Here is a 17819-nt window from a genome sequence, read left to right as displayed (position 1 = left end):
CGGGCGGCTGGGGCTACCCTCGTCATCTGACCTGCGCACCGCACCGAGGACCGCGCACCGGACTGAGGAGAGGGGAGGGGCCGATGGCGCCCCGGCCGGAACGATCGGTCACCCTTCCGCTGATGGAGCGTGAATCCGAACTCGCCGCAGCCTCCCATGCCCTGGACGCGCTCTGCGCCGAAGTGCCCGCCGCGGCGCTGCTGGTCTACCGGGGAGCGGCGGGACTCGGCAAGACGGCCCTGCTCTCCGAAGTCGCGAAGCTCGCCGACGGACGCTGCACGGTATGGACGGCGCGGGGCGGCGAGACCGTCAACTCCGTCCCCTTCCACGTCGTACGGCAGTTGCTGCAAACCGCTCTGACGGGCCATCAGATCCCGGACGCCCGCGAGTTACTCGGCGACCGGTACGAGATCGCGGGACCCGCGCTCGGCATAGCGCCGCCCGGTGAACAGCCCGCCGACCCGCAAGGCGTCAGGGACGCGCTGGACGCCCTGGTCGACCGGCTCACCGAGGAGTACGGACCGCTCGTACTCGTCATCGACGACGCGCAGTGGGCCGACCCCGAGACCCTTGCCTGGCTCACCTCGTACGCCCGGCGCCCCGCCGCCGGACGCGCCGTCCTCGTCGTGGTCGCCTACCGCACCGAAGGGGCCGGCGGACCCGCGGAGGAATACCTCCAGATCCTCGGCGCAGCGGCCAAGTTGCAGGTCACCCTGCGCGAACTGACCCCCGACGCGACGGCCGGCCTGGTGCGCGCCGCGCTCGGCGAAGCGGCCGACGACCCGTTCTGCCGCGAAGTGTGGGCGGTCACAGCGGGCAACGCGTACGAGACGGTCGAACTGCTCGCCCGGGTACGGGAGAGCGCCCTGCCACCGGTCGAGAGTACGGCGGGCCTGCTGCGCGCCCTCGGCGCGGGGTCGCACGGTGAGGGACTCATCACCCGGCTCGAAGAACTCGGCGTCCCGACCATGACGTTCGCCCGCGCGGCGGCGATCTTCGGCACCGGCATCTCGATGGACCTCGTGGTGCAACTGGCCGCCATGAACCGCGAACTCGCCGACGAGTGCGCCGAACGGCTGCGCGCGGCCCGGATCCTGGTGGGCACCGACCCGCTGGAGTTCGTCCATCCGCTCATCGCGAACGCCATCTACCGGTCGATCCCCTCGGCGACCCGTACCGCGATGCACGGCGTCGCCGCCTGGGTGATCGTGCACAGCGGCCGCGGTGTGGTCGAAGCGGCGCCGCACCTGTTGCAGGTGCAGCCCGACGAGGACCCGGAACTCGTCCAGCAACTGCGCGACGCCGCCGCCGAGAACCTTGCCGTCGGCGCCCCGGACGCCGCCCGCAGATGCCTCGAACGGGCCCTGGCGGAGCCGCCGTTGCCCCGGGTGCGGGCCCGTGTGCTGTACGAGCTGGGCTGCGCCACCCTGCTGACCTCACCTGCCACCACGGCCGGGCATCTGCGCGCCGCGCTGGAGACGAGGAATCTGGACGAGGACCTGCGGGTCGACGTGGTGTTCCGCCTCGCCCAGGCCCTCACCCACAACAACCAGACCGGCGAGGCCTCGCACCTGCTCGCCACCGAGTCGGCCCGCCTGCCGCAAGGCCCCGCCAGGATGCGGCTGCAGACCGCGCACTTCCTCTGGGAGGGCGTACAGGCCGTCGAGCAGGACGGCCATGCCCGCTCGGCCCGGCTCGCCGAGCTGGCCGGCGAACTCAGCGGGCGTGACAACACCGAGCGGGTCATGCTGATGCTGCGCGCCTCCGACGCGACGGCGCGCGGCGAGAACGCCGAAGAGATCGTCGAGATCGCCGAACGGGCCCTGCTGGACGGGATGCTGGCGCCGGGCACCGGCTGGACCGACACCGCGTGGGGCTTCGAACCCCCGGCGCTGCTGGGGCTCGCGTACGCCTTCGCCGACCGGCTGGACCGCGCGGAGAGCCTGTTCACCGAAGGGCTGCGCGCCTTCGAGATCTCCGGCTGGAGCGGTGGCCATCTGGCCTTCGCCTACACGCTCGTCGGGTATCTCAACCGCCGGCGCGGCCGGCTGGCCGAGGCCGAGGACTATCTGCGCGAGAGCCTGCGGCTCGCCGACCGGGTGGGCGACGGACTGCCTATGCACTGGGACGCCGCCTGCATGCTCATCGACACACTCCTCGCCAGAGGACATGTCGACCGGGCCAGGGAAGCCGCCGAACAGTACGCGTTCGCGCCGCCGTACTCCTCCACCATCGTCATTCCTGACGCACCGTCCGTACGCGGCCGGCTGCTGCTGGCTCTCGGCCGCACGTCCGAGGCGATCGCCGAACTGGAAGCGGCGGGCGACGCGTTGACGTCCCGGGGACGGCACAACATCATCATGGCGCCGTGGGCCCTGGACCTGGCGTCCGCGCTCGCCGAACACGACCCGGCCAGGGCGGCGCAGCTCGCGGCGTACGCGCGGGACCGGGCGGAGCGCTTCGGTACGCACACCGCCATCGGGGTCGCGCTGTGCTGCTCGGCCTCCCTGAAGGAGGGCCCGGAGGCCGTCGCACTGCTCGCCCAGGCCGTCTCCCATCTGGAAGCGTCGCCCTGCGCCTACGAACTCGCCCACGCCAGGGTCGAGTACGGCATCGCCGCCGGGTTCGTCGCCGAACTCTCCGCGGGGCTCGAACTGGCCGAGGCCTGCGGCGCCGACGGGGTGGCGGCCCGTGCCCGCCGGGCGCTGGAGTCGGACAGCCTGCGCCGCTGAGCCGGCCGCGCGGACCCCGTATTCTGGCGCCCCGCCACCGTTCCACGCAGGAGAGCAGCGCCATGCCCCAGCCGACCGATCCCGCCCTGCGGGCCGACTGCGGTGCCTGCTTCGGGCTGTGCTGTGCCGCCCTGACCTTCGCGGTCTCCGCCGACTTCCCCGTGGCCAAGAAGGCGGGGGAGCCCTGCCGTCATCTGGACACCGGCTTCGGCTGCGGCATCCACGACGAGCTGCGCCCGCGCGGCTACGCGGGCTGCACGGTCTACGACTGCTTCGGCGCGGGGCAGAAGATCTCCCAGCACACCTTCGGCGGCCGGGACTGGCGCCAGGCACCGGAGAGCGCCGGGCAGATGTTCGCCCTGCTGCCGGTGATGCGCCAGCTCCAGGAGATGCTCCGCCATCTCACGGAGGCGACGACGCTGCCGCAGGCCCGTCCGCTCCGCGCCGACCTGGCCCGTGCGCTGGCTGCGACGGAGCGGCTCACCCTGGGCGACGCCGACAGCCTGCTGGCCCTGGACGTCGCGGCGCACCGGCAGGGTGTCGGCGCCCTGCTGGCCCGCACGAGCGAACTCGTACGGGCCCAGGTACCGGGCAAGCGCAAGAACCGCAGGGGAGCGGACCTGTTCGGCGCCCGGCTCAAGGGGGCCGATCTGCGCGGGGCCGATCTGCGCGGCGCGTATCTGATCGCCGCCGACCTGCGCGGGGCCGATCTGCGGATCGCCGATCTCATCGGCGCCGACCTCCGGGACGCCGATCTGCGCGGCGCCGATCTGACCGGGGCGATCTTCCTCACCCAGCCGCAACTCCAGGCGGCGAAGGGCGACGCGGCGACCCGGCTGCCCGGCTCGCTCGTCCGGCCCGCGCACTGGTAGCCGCCGCTTCGGTGGTGCGTACGGGCCCTGCCGCGCTCACCGGTCGGTCGAGCCGCCCCGGCGGCGGCCCGTACGGCGGAAGACGAAGAGCGCGATCGACCCCACGGCGGCCGAACCCGTGAGCGCGAGCGGCAGGATGTACGCCGACGCCGGTTCCCCCTCGGCCCCGTCGGCCCCCGCGAGGGCCGCCGGATGTGCCCCGTGCGCACCGTGCGCGGTGCCCAGCGCCTTCTGCAGCGCGCCGGTGCCGGTCCGCACCGTGTCAGGAGTGGTGGGCAGCTTCGGCGGCACCACCGGTGCCGGTTGCAGCGAGCCCACCGGACGTACGTGCCCTGCGGCGGCGAAGCCCCAGTCCAGCAGCCTTCTGGCTTCCGCGTACACGGCGTTCGACTCGCCCGACTGCGGGTTCATCACCGTCACGAGCACCGTGCGGCTGCCGTGTCTGGCCGCGGCGACCAGGGTGTTGCCCGCGTTCGTCGTATAGCCGTTCTTGACCCCGATCAGCCCCGGGTAGCGGGCGACCCCGTCGGCCCCGCTCAGCAGCCGGTTGGTGTTCCGGATGCCGAAGCTGGCCGTCTTGTCGCCGGGGAACTGCGCGTCGGCTGTCGAGGAGTACCCGACGAACTGCGGGTCGGCGAGGCCCGCCCGGCCGAAGACGGCGAGGTCGTAAGCGGACGAGACCTGCCCCGGCATGTCGTACCCGTCGGGGGAGACGACATGGGTGTCGAGGGCGCCCAACAACTGTGCCTTGCGCTGCATCTGACTGACCGTCGACCGCACACCGCCGTTCATCGCGGCCAGTACGTGCACGGCGTCGTTGCCCGAGCTGAGGAAGACGCCCCGCCACAGATCGGCGACCCGGTAGGTGTGTCCCGGGACGATCCCCACCAGGCTGCTGCCCTCGCCGATGCCCGCGAGGTCGGAGCTGGTGACCGTGTGCATGGTCTGCGCCGGCAGATGCGGCAGGGCGGTCAGGGCGAAGAGGGTCTTGAGGGTGCTGGCGGGCGGCAGTCTGCGGTGCGCGTCGTGGGCGGCGATCACGGCGCCGGTGTCCGCGTCGGAGACCAGCCAGGACAGGGCGGACACCTCGGAGGGCAGCGCGGGCGCGCCGGGCGCCGTGCGCACCTGGGTGCCGGACCCGTAGAGCAGGGCGGGGTCGGCGGGCAGCGCTGCCCGGTCGGACCGCGCGCCCTGCACGGGCCGCGCTGACGGATCGGATGGGGAGTCGGCGGCGGCCGGGGACGGCGCCGGTACGAGGACCAGCAGGCCGGCGGCGAGTGCCACCGTCCCGGCGAGCGCGGAGCGCGTCACGGATCTGATGATCATTCAGCCACCGTAGGAACGGTCCGGGTATCGCGCACCGCCGCCTGAGCCGACCGGACGTATCACTCTCCGTAGCCACCCGTCCCGGCCCGGCGGCGCCGGGCCGGCCGGCCCTCGTTGGGACGAACGGGTGACGGGGGCCTCCGGACGTACCGGAGATCAGTGTCCGGAGGGGGCCGCGGGCATCGGCTGGGTGCCGATCACGTCGAGCAGCGGCAGGGTCTCCGCGGCCTCGCTGCCGGGCGGCGCCGAGTAGACGACCAGCCGCAGATCGCTGCCGGGCGCCGTGAGGGTGTCGCAGTCGAAGGTGACAGGGCCGACATCCGGGTGATGGACGGTCTTCATGTCGCTCTCGTGGAAGCCGGTGATGTGCGACTTCCACAGATGGCTGAACCGGCTGCTGAGCCGGCGCAGCTCGCCGACCAGGAAGCGCAGGTTCGCGTCGGTGGGGTAGCGGTCGGCGGCCGACCTGAGGTCGGCGACCAGGGCGGCCTCGAAGCGGGCCTCCTGCTCGGGCGTGTGGCTGACCCGGCTCGGCCGGCCGGTGAAGTGCCGCCACGCCGCGTTGCGGTCGCGGCCCGTCGCCGCCGCCGGGTCGCCGACGAGCGCCGCCCACAGGGGGTTCCAGGCGATCATGTCCCAGGCCGCGTCGTAGACACCGATCGGTGTGCTGCCGAGCTGGTCGATCAGCCGCTGGACGCTGGGCGGGATGTGGGACGGGATACGGCCGGTGGCCGGCGGGGACTGGCCCGCCAGCAGATAGAGATGTCTGCGTTCCTCCTCGGACAGCCGCAGGGCGCGCGCCAGCGCGCTCAGTACCTGGACCGAGGGGGAGGTGGCCCGCCCCTCTTCCAGCCGGACGACGTAGTCCACTGACAGACCTGCCAGCTCAGCCAGCTCCTCGTGCCGCAGGCCGGGCGCGCGCCGGGACTCCTCGGCGGGCAGCCCGGCCTCGGCCGGTGCGATCCGGTCACGCCATCGGTGCAGGGCCGTGCCCAGCTCTCCGTGTCGGGTCATTTCTCCAGTATCAGCAGGTCGGCCGGAGACTGCTTGGCATCGGCGGGCTACACACGGTCACGGCGCGCCGGTCCTGGTGAATCGCTCATATGTTCGTATCGGGAGGGGTGGACCGTACGGATGTGCTCACTCTTCGTGCGGTGACCGCTGCGCAGTGTGCGAACGGGCGAGTGTATGCCTCTCGGCAGGGGTCGTGCAGAGGGTTGCGTGAATATGCCGATGTGCTGATCGGCCGGGGCTAAGCTCTCGCGGAGCGCGCCGAGTTGATACGAAATCAGGCACTTGTTCGCTTGTGTCTCGATGGTTTGAATAATCCGACCTGAAACAACCGCCAGAGGGCTTACATGGTTCGTCTCGAAGCACCCCCGAACGATCAACCGTCCCCCGTTGTCCGCGCGCTCGTGGTCCCCGCCGTCCTGATGGTGGCGGCCACGGCCGCCCTGGTGGCCTTCGTCGACGGCTCCGCCCGGATACCCGTCGTGGTCTACGGCGCGCTCGCCACGGTCACCGTGACCTGGTGCGCCGCCGAGATCATCCACCGCGGCCGGGTGGCGAGCGCCCTGCGCGAGCAGTACGCGCACCGCCTCGGCTTCCTCGAACGCAGCGTGGCCGAGCACGACGACGACCTGGTCCGGCTCGGCAAGGAGCTGATGCCCGCCGCCATCTACCGGCTGCGGCAGGGCGAATCGCCGCTCGAAGTGATCCGCGCCGTCGTGGACGGCGACGACCGCTACCGGCAACTCCCCGACGCACAGCGCGCCTTGCTCCGCGCCATCCTGGAGATCGTCGACAACGAAGAAGCCATGCGGGAGTCCGCGCAGCGCTCCTTCGTCAACATCGCCCGCCGCGTCCAGGCCATCGTGCACCAGCAGGCCAGCGAACTGCGCGAGATGGAGGAGGACCACGGCCGCAACCCCGAGGTCTTCGACGACCTGCTGCGGATCGACCACGGCACCGCGCTGATCGGCCGGCTCGCCGACAGCATCGCGGTGCTCGGCAAGGCCCGCCCCGGCCGCCAATGGCCCAGGCCCGTACCGCTGTTCAGCGTGCTGCGCGGCGCGATGTCGCGGATCCTGGAGTACCAGCGCGTCGATCTGCACTCGATCGCCAAGGTCGCCATCATCGGCACAGCGGTCGAACCGCTCATCCACGCCTGCGCCGAACTCCTCGACAACGCCACCCGCTACTCGCCCCCGCAGACCCGCGTACACGTGACAGCCGTCGAGGTGCAGACGGGCATCGCCATCGAGATCGAGGACGGCGGAGTCAGCCTCAGCGAAGAGGCCCGCACCCGGGCCGAGCGCATGCTCGCCCAGGCCCAGGCCGGAATCGACCTCAACGACCTCGGCGAGACACCCAGGCTCGGCATGGCCGTCGTCGGCCGGCTCTGCCAGATGTACAACCTCCAGGTCTCGCTGCGGCAGTCGGCCTACGGCGGCGTACGCGCCGTGCTCGTCGTGCCGCGCGACGTCGTCACCACGGGGCCCGCGCCCGGCATCGCCCACGGCATCGGCGCCTCCGCGCTGCCGCGCGGCACCGGTCTCGCCCTGCCCCTGAAGGAGGCCCTGCGCTCCGTCGACGGGCCACCGCCGCCCCGGCCGCTCACCGGCCCGCAGCCGTCCGCACCGGCACCGGCACCGGCCCCGGCGCCGCGTTCCGCACCGAAAGTGATGGCGGCCTTGGAGGACGACGTTCCGGTGGTGACCGAGTGGACCGAGAACGGCCTGCCGCAGCGGCGCAGCCGTACCCGGGCCCCCTTGGGCTCGCACAATCTGGGGCTCGCCGCCCGGGGCGCCGCTGCTGCCTCGGCGCCACCCGCCGCCGGGACCAACGGGACCAACGGCGCCGCGAACGGCACCGACGGCGGCGCCGGGCAGGGCGGTCAGCCGGGCCCCGGCATCTGGCTCGAAGCGTTCACCAAGGCGGTCAACGGCACCCCGCGGGAGCCGTCGGACGGCGAGGGACAGCAGCCGGGCCATCCCGGCGGGCACGACGATTCCGATGACACGTGGGGCAAAGGGGACCTGAAGTGATCCAGCAGCGGGCGAACATGGACTGGATGCTCAAGGAGCTGGCCACCGGGGTGCCGCAGATCCAGCAGATCGTGGTGCTCTCGGCCGACGGGCTCAGGATCGCCAGGCACGGCGGCGACCCCGATGTCGCCGACCGGCTCGCCGCGGCCTGCGCCGGACTGCAGAGCCTGGCGGCCGCCGTCGCCGCCGAGATCCCGCTGAGCGACGGCCGGATGCGGCTCGTCGTCATCGAGGTCGGCGGCGGCTTCTTCTACCTGATGGAGGCGGGCGCCGGCGCGTATCTCGCCGTCCTCGCCGACGACACGGTGGACGCGGGTCTGGTGGGGGCCCGGATGCGGGACATGGTCGTACGGATCGGCGCCCATCTGACGAGCCCGCCGCGCCACGACGGGCAGGGCGGATGACCCCTCCCCAACGCGAGCGCCGCAGCCCCCGGGCGGACGTGGGGGATCCGGAACGGCTCTATGTGATCACCGGCGGACCCGACGGCGCCGAGCGCGCCGCTCTCGACCTGGTCACCATGATCGTCGCCCGGGTCCCGCCGTCGCCCACGGTGCCGCCCGAACAGGCCGCCATCCTGCGGCTGTGCCGGGCGCCGCTGTCCGTGGCCGAGCTGTCGGCCTATCTCAGCCTGCCCTTCAGCGTGGTGACCGCGCTGCTGACCGAACTCCTCGGCACCGAACTCGTCGAGTCGCGCGCGCCCGTCGCACGTGCCGCGCTGCCCGACCGGTCCCTCCTCGAAGCGGTGATGCATGGACTTCAGAAACTCTGACACGGTCACCGGACCCCGGAGCGAGGACGTGCTCCCCACCACCGCCACCTCGGCGGTGAAGATCGTGATCGTGGGCGGGTTCGGGGTCGGCAAGACCACGATGGTGGGCTCGGTCAGCGAGATCAGACCGCTCACCACCGAAGAGACCATGACCCAGGCCGGCGTCGGCGTGGACGACAACTCCGGCGTCGAGAGCAAGACGGCCACCACCGTCGCCATGGACTTCGGCCGGATCAGCATCACGGAACAACTGGTGCTCTACCTCTTCGGCACCCCGGGGCAGGAGCGCTTCTGGTTCCTGTGGAACGGCCTCTTCGAAGGCGCGCTCGGCGCCGTCGTACTGGTCGACACCCGCAGGCTCGAAGTCAGCTTCGACGTGATCGGACGGCTGGAAGAGCGCGGTGTGCCGTTCGTCGTCGCGATCAACACCTTCCCCGACGCGCCGCGCCATCCCGTCGAGGCGCTGCGCTCCGCCCTCGACCTGCCCGACGAGGTCCCGATGGTCGACTGCGACGCCCGGCTGCGGGCGTCCAGCCGCGATGTGCTGCTGACGCTGGTGCGCTACTTGCACGCGCTCGCGCTGCCGCGCGGCTGACCGGCGCCGCTGTCCAACTCACCCCGGACAGAACCGAATCCACCCTCCCTGCCTTATCCCAGGAGTGACCGTGACAACCCCCTCTTCGCATCTGCCAGGGAATTCCCCGCTGCCGGGGACGGACGGCCGCGCGGTACCGCCCCCCGGCTGCCCCGCCCACGGCATGGCGACCGGCGGCCTGACCCCCAACGGACTGCGCCGGCTCTACGGCCCCGAGGCCGAGCGCGACCCCATGGGCCTGTACGAGAAGCTGCGCGCCGAACACGGCTCCGTCGCCCCCGTGCTGCTCCAGGGCGACGCGCCCGCCTGGCTCGTACTCGGCCACAGCGAGAACCTGCACATGACCCGGACGCCCTCGCAGTTCTCCCGCGACTCGCGCCGCTGGCGGGCCCTGAACGACGGCAGCGTGCCGCCCGACCACCCTTTGGCGCCGGTCTTCACCTGGCAGCCGATCTGCGTCTTCGCCGACGGCGCCGACCACGAGCGGCTGCGCGGCGCCGTCACCGACTCGATCGCCCGCATCGACCACCGCGGCGTGCGGCGCTACATCAACCGCTACAGCAACCGGCTGGTCAACGAGTTCTGCGAGGACGGCAAGGCCGACCTGGTGAGCCGGTTCGCCGAACATCTGCCGATGATGGTGATGGCGCAGATCATCGGCATGCCGGAGGAGTACAACCAGCGTCTGGTGGCGGCCGCCCGCGACATGATCAAGGGCACGGCGACCGCCAACGAGAGCAACGCCTATGTGATGGCGGCGCTTGACCGGCTGGTGGCCCGGCGTAGGAGCGCCCCCGAGGAGGACTTCGCGACCTGGCTCACCGAGCACCCGGCCGGGCTCACCGACGCCGAGTGCGGTCAGCATCTGCGGCTCGTGCTGATCGCCGCGTACGAGACGACCGCCAACCTGATCGCCAACGTGCTCCGGATGGTGCTCACCGACCCGCGCTTCCGGGCCCAGTTGAGCGGCGGCCATATGACACTGCCCGAGGCCGTGGAGCAAACCCTCTGGGACGAACCGCCGTTCACCACGATCTTCGGCCGCTGGGCCGTCGGGGACACCGAGTTGGGCGGCCAGCACATCAAGGCGGGTGACGCGCTCGTCGTGGGCATCGCGGCGGCCAACGTCGACCCGGTGGTACGTCCGGACCGGAGCGCCTCCATGCAGGGCAACCGCGCACATCTCGCCTTCAGCGGCGGACCGCACGAGTGTCCGGGCCAGGACATCGGCCGCGCCATCGCCGACACCGGGATCGACGCGCTGCTGCTGCGGCTGCCCGACCTCCAGCTCGCCGTGGAGGAGTCGGAGCTGAGCTGGACGGCGGCCCTGATGTCCCGTCAGCTCGACGCGCTGCCGGTGACGTTCGCGCCCCGGCCGCCGCAGGACGTGTCGGGGCCGCCGAGCCCGGTGGTGCCCGCCCCGCGGGTGCCCTGGCGGGTCGACTCGCCGCGGCCGGGCGGCGCACCGCGACAGCCGGAGCCCGAGCCGGAGCGGATGCCGGCGGCCGAACCCGCCGCGTCGGAGGGGCCGTTCCCGTCCACCGCGCCCGCTGCGGAGCGCGGCCGCGGCGCGGCGCCGCGCCGGCTGTGGCGCTCCGCCGTGCGCTGGTCGCGCGGGTACTGATCAGCGCCCGCTGTCCACCTGGTCCCACCACCAGGCGATCGAGGGGAGGGGAAGCGGCTCAGCGGCGTCGTCGGCGGGGTGCTGCTTCCACCATCCGCCGGGCGCCGCCTTCGCCCCGGTGTCCTCGGTGTAACGGGGGCACACCGAGGCCCAGTCGAGATGGCCCCGGATGAACTGGGCCAGACCGCGCACGTATTGGCGCGCCGCCTCGTCCGCGTCCCCGAGCACCTGCGCCGCCAGTCGGTCGAAGAGCACCATCACGCGGTCCCGCATCGCCACCGCCCGGACGAGCGCGCGGTGCGGGTCGCAGTCCAGCTCCTGGCACAGGACGTCGATCAGATTGAGGTTGTCGCCCGCCCGCAGCAGCTCCTTGTTGCGCGAGTACAGGTCGTTGTCCCAGCTCACCAGGGTCCAGGTGATCTCGGTGAGGGCCTGGACCCGCGGGTCCGCCAGATCGCCGTCGGGGACCTGGAAGCCGCCCACGATCTCGATCATCGCCGTGGAGGGCGCCATCCCTATCGCCCGCATCCACATCGTCACGTAGTCGTCGAGCGAGGGCAGCAGCGGATCGCGCCGCCAGGACGCCTCCCACACCAGACCCGAGGTGTACAGGCGCATCGCGTCCGTCCACCGGCGCATCTGCGCGGGGGAGGCGAACCGCGCCAGTTCCGCGCGGAGTTCGCGCAGCGCGGCGGTGTGCGGCGAGTCGGTGGGGGAGGGGCCCCCGGGGGCCTCGACCGCGCGCATGATCCGCGAGGTCTCCCTGGCCAGCAGATCGGCCGTGGCGTCCGCCTCGTCGCACACACCGTCGTCGAGCGAGAAGAGCACGGCGTGGAACTTGGCCATCAGCGTCAGCGGTTCGAGCCGCCCGTACGGCATCGTCGCACCCGTCAGACCGCCGAGGTCGCACACCGCGAGCCGCTTGAGCTGGCGCTCGTCGCTGTCGAGCCCCTGCCGGAGCATCCAGTGGACGGTCAGCTCGTTCAGCAGGTCGATCGACTGGTGCCTGGCCGCGGGGACGGGGCAGTAGAACGGCACAGCGGGCAGCCGCAGGACCGAACTCTGTTCCGAGACAAGCGTCATGGTCGGCCTCCAGGCGCGGGACAGGGATGTGCCCTTCCGATGGAGCGTATCTGGCTGGGTTCGGTCGTCAACTACCGTACTTTTGGACACTACTTGGCCGAAAACGACAGGTTGTCTGGCGGCCGGCCCCCGGACGTGCCGGGTATGGACGGCTGTCCGCGCACCCGGACCGCTCTCCGGGGTGGCGGAAGAGTGCTGTTCGATCGGCGCCACTTCTGGCGTATTCAGTGGTGTTTTAGGCGGGACTTGACCGCGTCTTGTACGCCGTTGACCGGTCGGCCGGTGGGACGGCCGGGTGCGGTCCGGCTACGAACCGGCCGGTGGGCCCTCCCCGTAGGAGAAGGGCCCACCGGCCGGAAGGTGCGCCGCCCCCGTCCCCACGGTGCGGCGCGGGCGGGCCAGGTCATCCGCTGGGACGACGGCCCGCCGGTCATCAGGGCGAGGGGACTCGCAGACCGAGCGCGGGGAACACGGCGGACTCCAGGAAGCGGATCAGATAGCCCTCGTCGGCGTGCTGTCCCTCCAGCACCGGACGGGCCCGCACCACCCCGATGAGCTGCGCGGCCACGAACTCCAGCGCCGGATTGTCGGCGGCGACCTCGCCGCGCTCGACCGCGCGCCGCGTCATCGCCTCGATGGCGGCGACCTGCGGCTCGACGAAGCCCTCGCGCAGCGCGCACAGCAGCTCCGGATTCTGCAGCGCCGCGTGGCTGAGACCCAGCATCAGCGCGGTGTCCCGGCCGGAGCCCGCGGCGATGCCGCGCGCCGTCGCCAGCAGATCCGTCACGAGCGAGCCGGTGTCGACCTCGTTGAGCTTGACGCAGCGGGTGCCGCGCAGCGCGGCCGAGACGAGCTGCGGCTTGGTGCGCCACTGGCGGTACAGGGTCGACTTGCCGCAGCGGGTACGGGCAGCCACACCCTCCATCGTCAGCGCCTCGTAGCCGCTCTCCCTGAGCAGGTCGAGAGCCGCTTCGTAGAACTCCAGCTCACGTTCCGGCGTGATCTTGGAGCGGCCCGTCGACGTCATCGTCTCTCCCTCTCGGTCCTGTGGCTCTCGGGTCCCGCGGCCTGTCCTGGGTCCTGTGACCTATCCCGCATACCCGGTATCGATACGCCAGTGTACCGATACGAGCGCGTATCGGTACACTGGCGTATCGATAGGGCGTGGTGCGGACCGCGTCGCCGCACCACCACGACGCCGCCCAGCGCCGTGTCGTCCAGGCAAGGGGGTCGGGTGAATGAATGCCCGGACAGGGCCCGCCGAACGGAACCGGAACGCTTCCGCCCGACCGCCCCTCGCACGCGAGCTGCTGCTCGTCGCCGGACTCTTCCTCGTCTACAAGCTCGGCAGGCAGGCCGCCAACGGACGTACGGCCGAGGCGTACCGCAACGCGCACCGGGTCTGGGACCTCGAACGTGACCTGCGGCTGCCCGGCGAAGGCGCCGTCCAGGGGCTCCTCCTGCACGGCGACACCCTGGTCCACATAGCCAACACGTACTACGCGGCGGTGCACTTCCCCGCCACCGTCCTCTTCCTGTGCTGGCTGTACTGGCGCCGCCCCGGCCACTACGTGTGGGCCCGCCGGGTCCTCGCCACCGTGACCGGCGCCGCGCTCGCCCTCCATCTGCTGCTGCCCCTCGCACCGCCCCGGCTGCTCACCGCCGCCGGGCTCGTCGACACGGCCAAGGTCTACGGACCGACGGTGTACGGCGCGACACCCACCTCCGGCTCACTGGAGAACCAGTTCGCCGCCATGCCGTCGCTGCACTTCGGCTGGGCCCTGATGGTCGCGCTCGGACTGATCGCCGCCACCCGCTCCCGGTGGCGCGCGCTGTGGCTGCTGCACCCGCTGATCACCCTCTTCGTCGTCGTCGGCACGGCCAACCACTACTGGCTCGACGCGATCGTCGCCGCCGCCCTGCTGGCCGGCGCGCTGGCGTTCATCCGGCCGCCCAGGGCCGAGTCCCCCTCGCTCGTGGTCCGGTCGTCCGTACCGGCCCGCAAGATCCCACTCGTCACCTCGTCAGGGGGCCACCGATGAACGGTGCGATGCTCGCGGCGGTGGGACTCTCGCTGGTCTCCGCCGTCGCCTACGCCACGGCGGCCGTCGCCCAGGAGCGGCTGGCCGCCCGCAGCGAACCGAAGACCGGGCTGCTCACGCTGCTCAGGCGCGGCGCCTGGTGGTGGTCGGTCGGGCTGAACGCCGCCGGCGCGCTGCTGCATGTCGTCGCGCTCACCTACGGGTCGCTCACCGTCGTCCAGCCGCTGGGCGCCCTGACCCTCGTCGCCGCCGTACCGCTCGGCGCGCGCAGGGCAGGGCGGCAGGTCAGCAAGGGCGAGTGGCAGGGCACCGCCTTCACGCTCGTCGGCCTCGCCGCCATCCTGCTCGCAGCGGCAGGCACGGCGCCGAAGGAGACGCTCACCCTCTGGCAGGCGCTCGGCGTCGCCGCCGTCGCCCTCGCGCTCGTCGGCGTACTGACCAGGCCGGGCGCCCGGCCAGGACTGCGCCATGCCGCCGCTTCCGGCATCACCTCGGGAGTCGCCTCGGCGCTCACCCAGACCGTGACGGTCGCCGCGGCCGTCGGCGGTACGACGGCGCTGCCGCTGTGGCAGGTCGGCCTGGTGGCGCTGCTGGTCGCGGCGTTCGCCTCCGGCGGCCTGCTGCTGTCCCAGACCGCCTACCGGGGCGGCCTCGGCGCACCACTGGCCGTACTGACCCTGGCCAACCCGGTGGCGGCCGCCGCCATAGGGCTGAGCCTGCTCGGCGAACGCCTCCAGGGCGGTGCGCTCGGCATCGCGGCGGCGGCCGTCGGCGCGGTGGTCGCGGCGCGCGGTGTGTTCCTGCTGACCCGCAGCTCGGCGGTGACCGGGGCGGCGGTGACCGGGGCGGGGGCCGAAGCGGCGGACGCGGGAGAGGCGGACGCGGGAGTGGCGCCCGAGGAGCCCGCGCGGCATCCCGAACCCGCGATGCGGGCCCAGCCGGCGCGGCGGACCGGACCCGCGATGCGGGTGGTCCGGATGCCCGCCTCCGGCCGCCCCGCCATGGCCGCCGAGCCGGTGGTCCCGCTGGTGCCAGGAGTGCCCCCGCAGCCGTCCAAGGGCCGGGAGCGGGTCGCCGCCGCCCGCTCCGCCATGGCCGGTGCCATCGTTTGGGGCGCACCCATCCCGGTACTGTTGCTGCCCGGCCCGTACGCCTCCGTCGACCTGCCCGAGCCGCAGGACGCGCCGCGGGACACCTCGCACGATGCGCCCCAGGACCCGCAGGACACGGCCGGCGGCCACGACGAACGGCCGCCGTCGCCGCACCGCCACTGCCGGGCGTGAAGCTGCGCTGTGGGGCGGCTTAAGAAACTCTCGATGGACTGCGCGGTCCCGGCTCGGCAGATTGGTGGGTGACCACCGATCCGTACTGTCACCTGCCGGGAGCCGAGCCGATGAAGGCACTTGTCAAGCAGAAGGCCGAGCCCGGACTGCGGCTCATGGACGTCCCCGAGCCCGAGCACGGCCCCGGCGATGTACTGATCAAGGTGCTGCGCACCGGCATCTGCGGCACGGATCTGCACATCAGGTCGTGGGACGGCTGGGCCCAGCAGTCGGTGCGGACGCCGCTCGTCCTCGGCCACGAGTTCGTCGGGGAGGTCGCCGCGGTCGGCGCCGACGTGCAGGAGGTCGCCGTCGGCGATCTGGTCAGCGCCGAAGGCCATCTGGTCTGCGGAAAGTGCCGCAACTGCCTGGCCGGCCGCCGGCATCTGTGCCGCAGCACGGTCGGCCTCGGCGTCGGCAGGGACGGCGCCTTCGCCGAGTACGTCGTGATCCCCGGCTCCAACGTCTGGGTGCACCGCGCCGAGGTCGACCTCGATATCGCAGCGATCTTCGACCCGTTCGGCAACGCGGTGCACACCGCGCTCTCCTTCCCGCTGGTCGGCGAGGACGTACTGATCACCGGCGCGGGACCGATCGGGATCATGGCGGCGGCGGTCGCCAAGCACGCGGGGGCGCGCCATGTCGTGATCACCGACGTCAGCCCTGACCGGCTGGAGCTGGCCCGCAAGGTCGGTGCCACCCTCGCCCTCGACGTCTCGCACACCGGCATCGCCGAGGCGCAGCGCCAACTCGGCCTCAAGGAGGGCTTCGACATCGGCCTGGAGATGTCGGGCAGGCCGGAAGCCATGCGGGACATGGTCGACAACATGACGCACGGCGGCCGGATCGCCATGCTGGGCCTGCCGGCGCAGGAGTTCGCCGTCGACTGGTCGAAGATCGTCACCTCCATGATCACGATCAAGGGCATCTACGGCCGCGAGATGTTCGAGACGTGGTACGCGATGACCGTCCTGCTCGAAGGCGGTCTCGACCTCGCCCCCGTCATCACCGGCAGCTACGACTACCGGGACTTCGACGCGGCGTTCGACGAGGCGGCCACCGCGCGCAGCGGCAAGATCATCCTCAACTGGGACGCCTGACCGCGCGCCGAACGCCCCCTTTTCCCTGCCGCCTGCCGCCTGCCGCCCGCCGCCGCGACCCCGCCGTATCCCAGGAGCCCGACATGTACACCTCCACCCGTGACGACCTGCGCGCCACCCTCGACGAGATCCGCGAGGCCGGACTCTTCAAGCCCGAGCGGGTCATCTCCACCCCGCAGAGCGCTTCGGTCGCCGTCACCGGCGGCGACGCCTCCGGTGCCGTGCTCAACTTCTGCGCCAACAACTACCTCGGCCTCGCCGACCACCCCGAGGTGGTCGCCGCCGCCAAGGACGCCCTGGACCGCTGGGGGTACGGCATGGCGTCCGTACGGTTCATCTGCGGCACCCAGGAGATCCACAAGGAGCTGGAGCAGCGCCTCTCCACCTTCCTCGGGCAGGAGGACACGATCCTCTACTCCTCCTGCTTCGACGCCAACGGAGGCGTCTTCGAGACCCTGCTCGGCGCCGAGGACGCCGTCATCTCCGACGCGCTCAACCACGCCAGCATCATCGACGGCATCCGGCTCTCCAAGGCCCGCAGGCTGCGCTACGCCAACCGCGACCTCGCCGAGCTGGAGGCGCGGCTCAAGGAGTCGCAGGACGCCCGCCGCCGGCTGATCGTCACCGACGGCGTGTTCTCCATGGACGGTTACGTCGCGCCGCTCGCGGAGATCTGCGACCTCGCCGACCGCTACGACGCGCTCGTCATGGTCGACGACTCGCACGCCGTCGGCTTCGTCGGCCCCGGCGGTCGCGGCACCCCCGAGCTGCACGGCGTCATGGACCGCGTCGACATCATCACCGGCACCCTCGGCAAGGCGCTCGGCGGCGCTTCCGGCGGCTACGTGGCGGCGCGCGCCGAGATCGTCGCCCTGCTGCGCCAGCGCTCCCGCCCGTACCTGTTCTCGAACTCGCTCGCCCCGGTCATCGCCGCCGCCTCGATCAAGGTGCTCGACCTGCTGGAGAGCGCGGGCGAGCTGCGCGAGCGGCTGCGCGCCAACACCGCGCTGTTCCGTACGAAGATGGCCGAGGCGGGCTTCGACATCCTGGCGGGGGACCACCCCATCGCCCCGGTGATGATCGGCGACGCCGCCGAGGCGGGCAGGATGGCCGAACTGCTGCTGGAGCGCGGTGTGTACGTGATCGGCTTCTCGTACCCGGTCGTGCCGATGGGCAAGGCCCGGATCAGGGTCCAGCTCTCGGCGGCGCACTCCACCGCCGACGTCGAGCGCGCGGTCGCCGCCTTCGTCGAGGCCCGCGCCGCCCTGCACGGCTGACCGGCCCGGCCGCTTACCGCCCGGACC

At 72.3% G+C, this 17819-nt stretch carries 14 protein-coding genes and 1 pseudogene; 11 read left to right on the top strand and 4 right to left on the bottom strand.

Going from position 1 to position 17819, the window contains the following annotated elements:
• The first annotated feature begins 122 nt into the window (after nt 1-122).
• Both ACZ63I_RS10365 and ACZ63I_RS10360 read left to right on the top strand, forming a co-directional pair.
• Entirely contained in the window at nt 123-2732 is a 2610-nt protein-coding gene (locus tag ACZ63I_RS10365; protein ID WP_469337309.1) for an ATP-binding protein, read from the top strand.
• Nucleotides 2733-2794: 62 nt separating this feature from the next.
• Nucleotides 2795-3604: a pentapeptide repeat-containing protein gene (locus ACZ63I_RS10360; protein ID WP_469337307.1), complete on the top strand. Its 810-nt coding sequence runs from the start codon at nt 2795-2797 to the stop codon at nt 3602-3604.
• 36 nt (nt 3605-3640) lie between these two features.
• Here the strand turns inward: ACZ63I_RS10360 and ACZ63I_RS10355 are convergent, their stop codons facing one another.
• Together ACZ63I_RS10355 and ACZ63I_RS10350 are read right to left on the bottom strand one after the other, a co-directional pair.
• Entirely contained in the window at nt 3641-4930 is a 1290-nt protein-coding gene (locus tag ACZ63I_RS10355) for a D-alanyl-D-alanine carboxypeptidase family protein (protein WP_469337305.1), read from the bottom strand.
• 156 nt (nt 4931-5086) lie between these two features.
• Nucleotides 5087-5944 (bottom strand): helix-turn-helix transcriptional regulator, encoded by an 858-nt coding sequence (locus ACZ63I_RS10350; RefSeq protein WP_469337304.1) that lies wholly within the window; start codon nt 5942-5944, stop codon nt 5087-5089.
• 344 nt (nt 5945-6288) lie between these two features.
• Between ACZ63I_RS10350 and ACZ63I_RS10345 the strand changes: the two genes are divergently transcribed.
• The 5 genes from ACZ63I_RS10345 (at nt 6289) to ACZ63I_RS10325 (ending at nt 10968) form a co-directional block, all read left to right on the top strand.
• On the top strand, nt 6289-7977 hold the full coding sequence (locus ACZ63I_RS10345) for a sensor histidine kinase (RefSeq protein ID WP_469337303.1): 1689 nt from the start codon (nt 6289-6291) through the stop codon (nt 7975-7977).
• Nucleotides 7974-8381, top strand: a complete 408-nt coding sequence (locus ACZ63I_RS10340) for a roadblock/LC7 domain-containing protein (RefSeq protein WP_469337302.1) — start codon at nt 7974-7976, stop codon at nt 8379-8381. The genes ACZ63I_RS10345 and ACZ63I_RS10340 overlap by 4 nt, the downstream gene beginning before the upstream one ends.
• The gene (locus tag ACZ63I_RS10335) at nt 8378-8749 is read left to right on the top strand and encodes a DUF742 domain-containing protein (protein WP_469337300.1); all 372 of its coding nucleotides are present in this window, start codon (nt 8378-8380) and stop codon (nt 8747-8749) included. Before ACZ63I_RS10340 ends, ACZ63I_RS10335 begins: the two co-directional genes overlap by 4 nt.
• Complete coding sequence (locus tag ACZ63I_RS10330) at nt 8730-9344, top strand: GTP-binding protein (protein ID WP_469337298.1); 615 nt, start codon at nt 8730-8732, stop codon at nt 9342-9344. The genes ACZ63I_RS10335 and ACZ63I_RS10330 overlap by 20 nt, the downstream gene beginning before the upstream one ends.
• 70 nt (nt 9345-9414) lie before the next feature.
• Nucleotides 9415-10968, top strand: coding sequence for a cytochrome P450 (locus ACZ63I_RS10325; protein WP_469337297.1), 1554 nt, complete (start codon nt 9415-9417; stop codon nt 10966-10968).
• Here ACZ63I_RS10325 and ACZ63I_RS10320 read toward each other — a convergent pair whose 3' ends face one another.
• Together ACZ63I_RS10320 and ACZ63I_RS10315 are read right to left on the bottom strand one after the other, a co-directional pair.
• Complete coding sequence (locus ACZ63I_RS10320; protein WP_469337295.1) at nt 10969-12051, bottom strand: terpene synthase family protein; 1083 nt, start codon at nt 12049-12051, stop codon at nt 10969-10971. It abuts the gene before it with no gap.
• A gap of 433 nt (nt 12052-12484) precedes the next feature.
• Nucleotides 12485-13078 carry a TetR/AcrR family transcriptional regulator gene (locus ACZ63I_RS10315; RefSeq protein ID WP_469337293.1) on the bottom strand — a complete coding sequence of 198 codons (594 nt, stop codon included), beginning with the start codon at nt 13076-13078 and terminating at the stop codon, nt 12485-12487.
• A gap of 211 nt (nt 13079-13289) precedes the next feature.
• Between ACZ63I_RS10315 and ACZ63I_RS10310 the strand changes: the two genes are divergently transcribed.
• The 4 genes and pseudogenes from ACZ63I_RS10310 (at nt 13290) to ACZ63I_RS10295 (ending at nt 17792) form a co-directional block, all read left to right on the top strand.
• Nucleotides 13290-14093 (top strand): phosphatase PAP2 family protein, encoded by an 804-nt coding sequence (locus tag ACZ63I_RS10310; RefSeq protein WP_469337291.1) that lies wholly within the window; start codon nt 13290-13292, stop codon nt 14091-14093.
• A pseudogene (locus tag ACZ63I_RS10305) lies at nt 14090-15049 on the top strand (DMT family transporter); the annotation flags it as partial. The gene ACZ63I_RS10310 and the pseudogene ACZ63I_RS10305, both read left to right, overlap by 4 nt.
• A 437-nt stretch (nt 15050-15486) precedes the next feature.
• Nucleotides 15487-16515, top strand: coding sequence for an L-threonine 3-dehydrogenase (gene tdh / locus ACZ63I_RS10300; RefSeq protein WP_469337289.1), 1029 nt, complete (start codon nt 15487-15489; stop codon nt 16513-16515).
• A gap of 83 nt (nt 16516-16598) precedes the next feature.
• The gene (locus tag ACZ63I_RS10295; protein ID WP_469337287.1) at nt 16599-17792 is read left to right on the top strand and encodes a glycine C-acetyltransferase; all 1194 of its coding nucleotides are present in this window, start codon (nt 16599-16601) and stop codon (nt 17790-17792) included.
• Nucleotides 17793-17819: the final 27 nt, after the last annotated feature.

The organism is Streptomyces sp. NPDC087906 (genome assembly GCF_055584925.1).
This window is presented reverse-complemented; position numbering and strand designations above follow the sequence as displayed.

Coding starts and splice junctions, on each gene's coding strand:
- ACZ63I_RS10345 (WP_469337303.1), top strand. CDS start 6,289: ATGGTTCGTCTCGAAGCACCCCCGAACGATCAACCGTCCCCCGTTGTC.
- ACZ63I_RS10335 (WP_469337300.1), top strand. CDS start 8,378: ATGACCCCTCCCCAACGCGAGCGCCGCAGCCCCCGGGCGGACGTGGGG.
- ACZ63I_RS10355 (WP_469337305.1), bottom strand. CDS start 4,930: ATGATCATCAGATCCGTGACGCGCTCCGCGCTCGCCGGGACGGTGGCA.
- ACZ63I_RS10350 (WP_469337304.1), bottom strand. CDS start 5,944: ATGACCCGACACGGAGAGCTGGGCACGGCCCTGCACCGATGGCGTGAC.
- ACZ63I_RS10360 (WP_469337307.1), top strand. CDS start 2,795: ATGCCCCAGCCGACCGATCCCGCCCTGCGGGCCGACTGCGGTGCCTGC.
- ACZ63I_RS10310 (WP_469337291.1), top strand. CDS start 13,290: ATGAATGCCCGGACAGGGCCCGCCGAACGGAACCGGAACGCTTCCGCC.
- ACZ63I_RS10320 (WP_469337295.1), bottom strand. CDS start 12,051: ATGACGCTTGTCTCGGAACAGAGTTCGGTCCTGCGGCTGCCCGCTGTG.
- tdh (WP_469337289.1), top strand. CDS start 15,487: ATGAAGGCACTTGTCAAGCAGAAGGCCGAGCCCGGACTGCGGCTCATG.
- ACZ63I_RS10330 (WP_469337298.1), top strand. CDS start 8,730: ATGGACTTCAGAAACTCTGACACGGTCACCGGACCCCGGAGCGAGGAC.
- ACZ63I_RS10295 (WP_469337287.1), top strand. CDS start 16,599: ATGTACACCTCCACCCGTGACGACCTGCGCGCCACCCTCGACGAGATC.
- ACZ63I_RS10315 (WP_469337293.1), bottom strand. CDS start 13,078: ATGACGTCGACGGGCCGCTCCAAGATCACGCCGGAACGTGAGCTGGAG.
- ACZ63I_RS10365 (WP_469337309.1), top strand. CDS start 123: ATGGAGCGTGAATCCGAACTCGCCGCAGCCTCCCATGCCCTGGACGCG.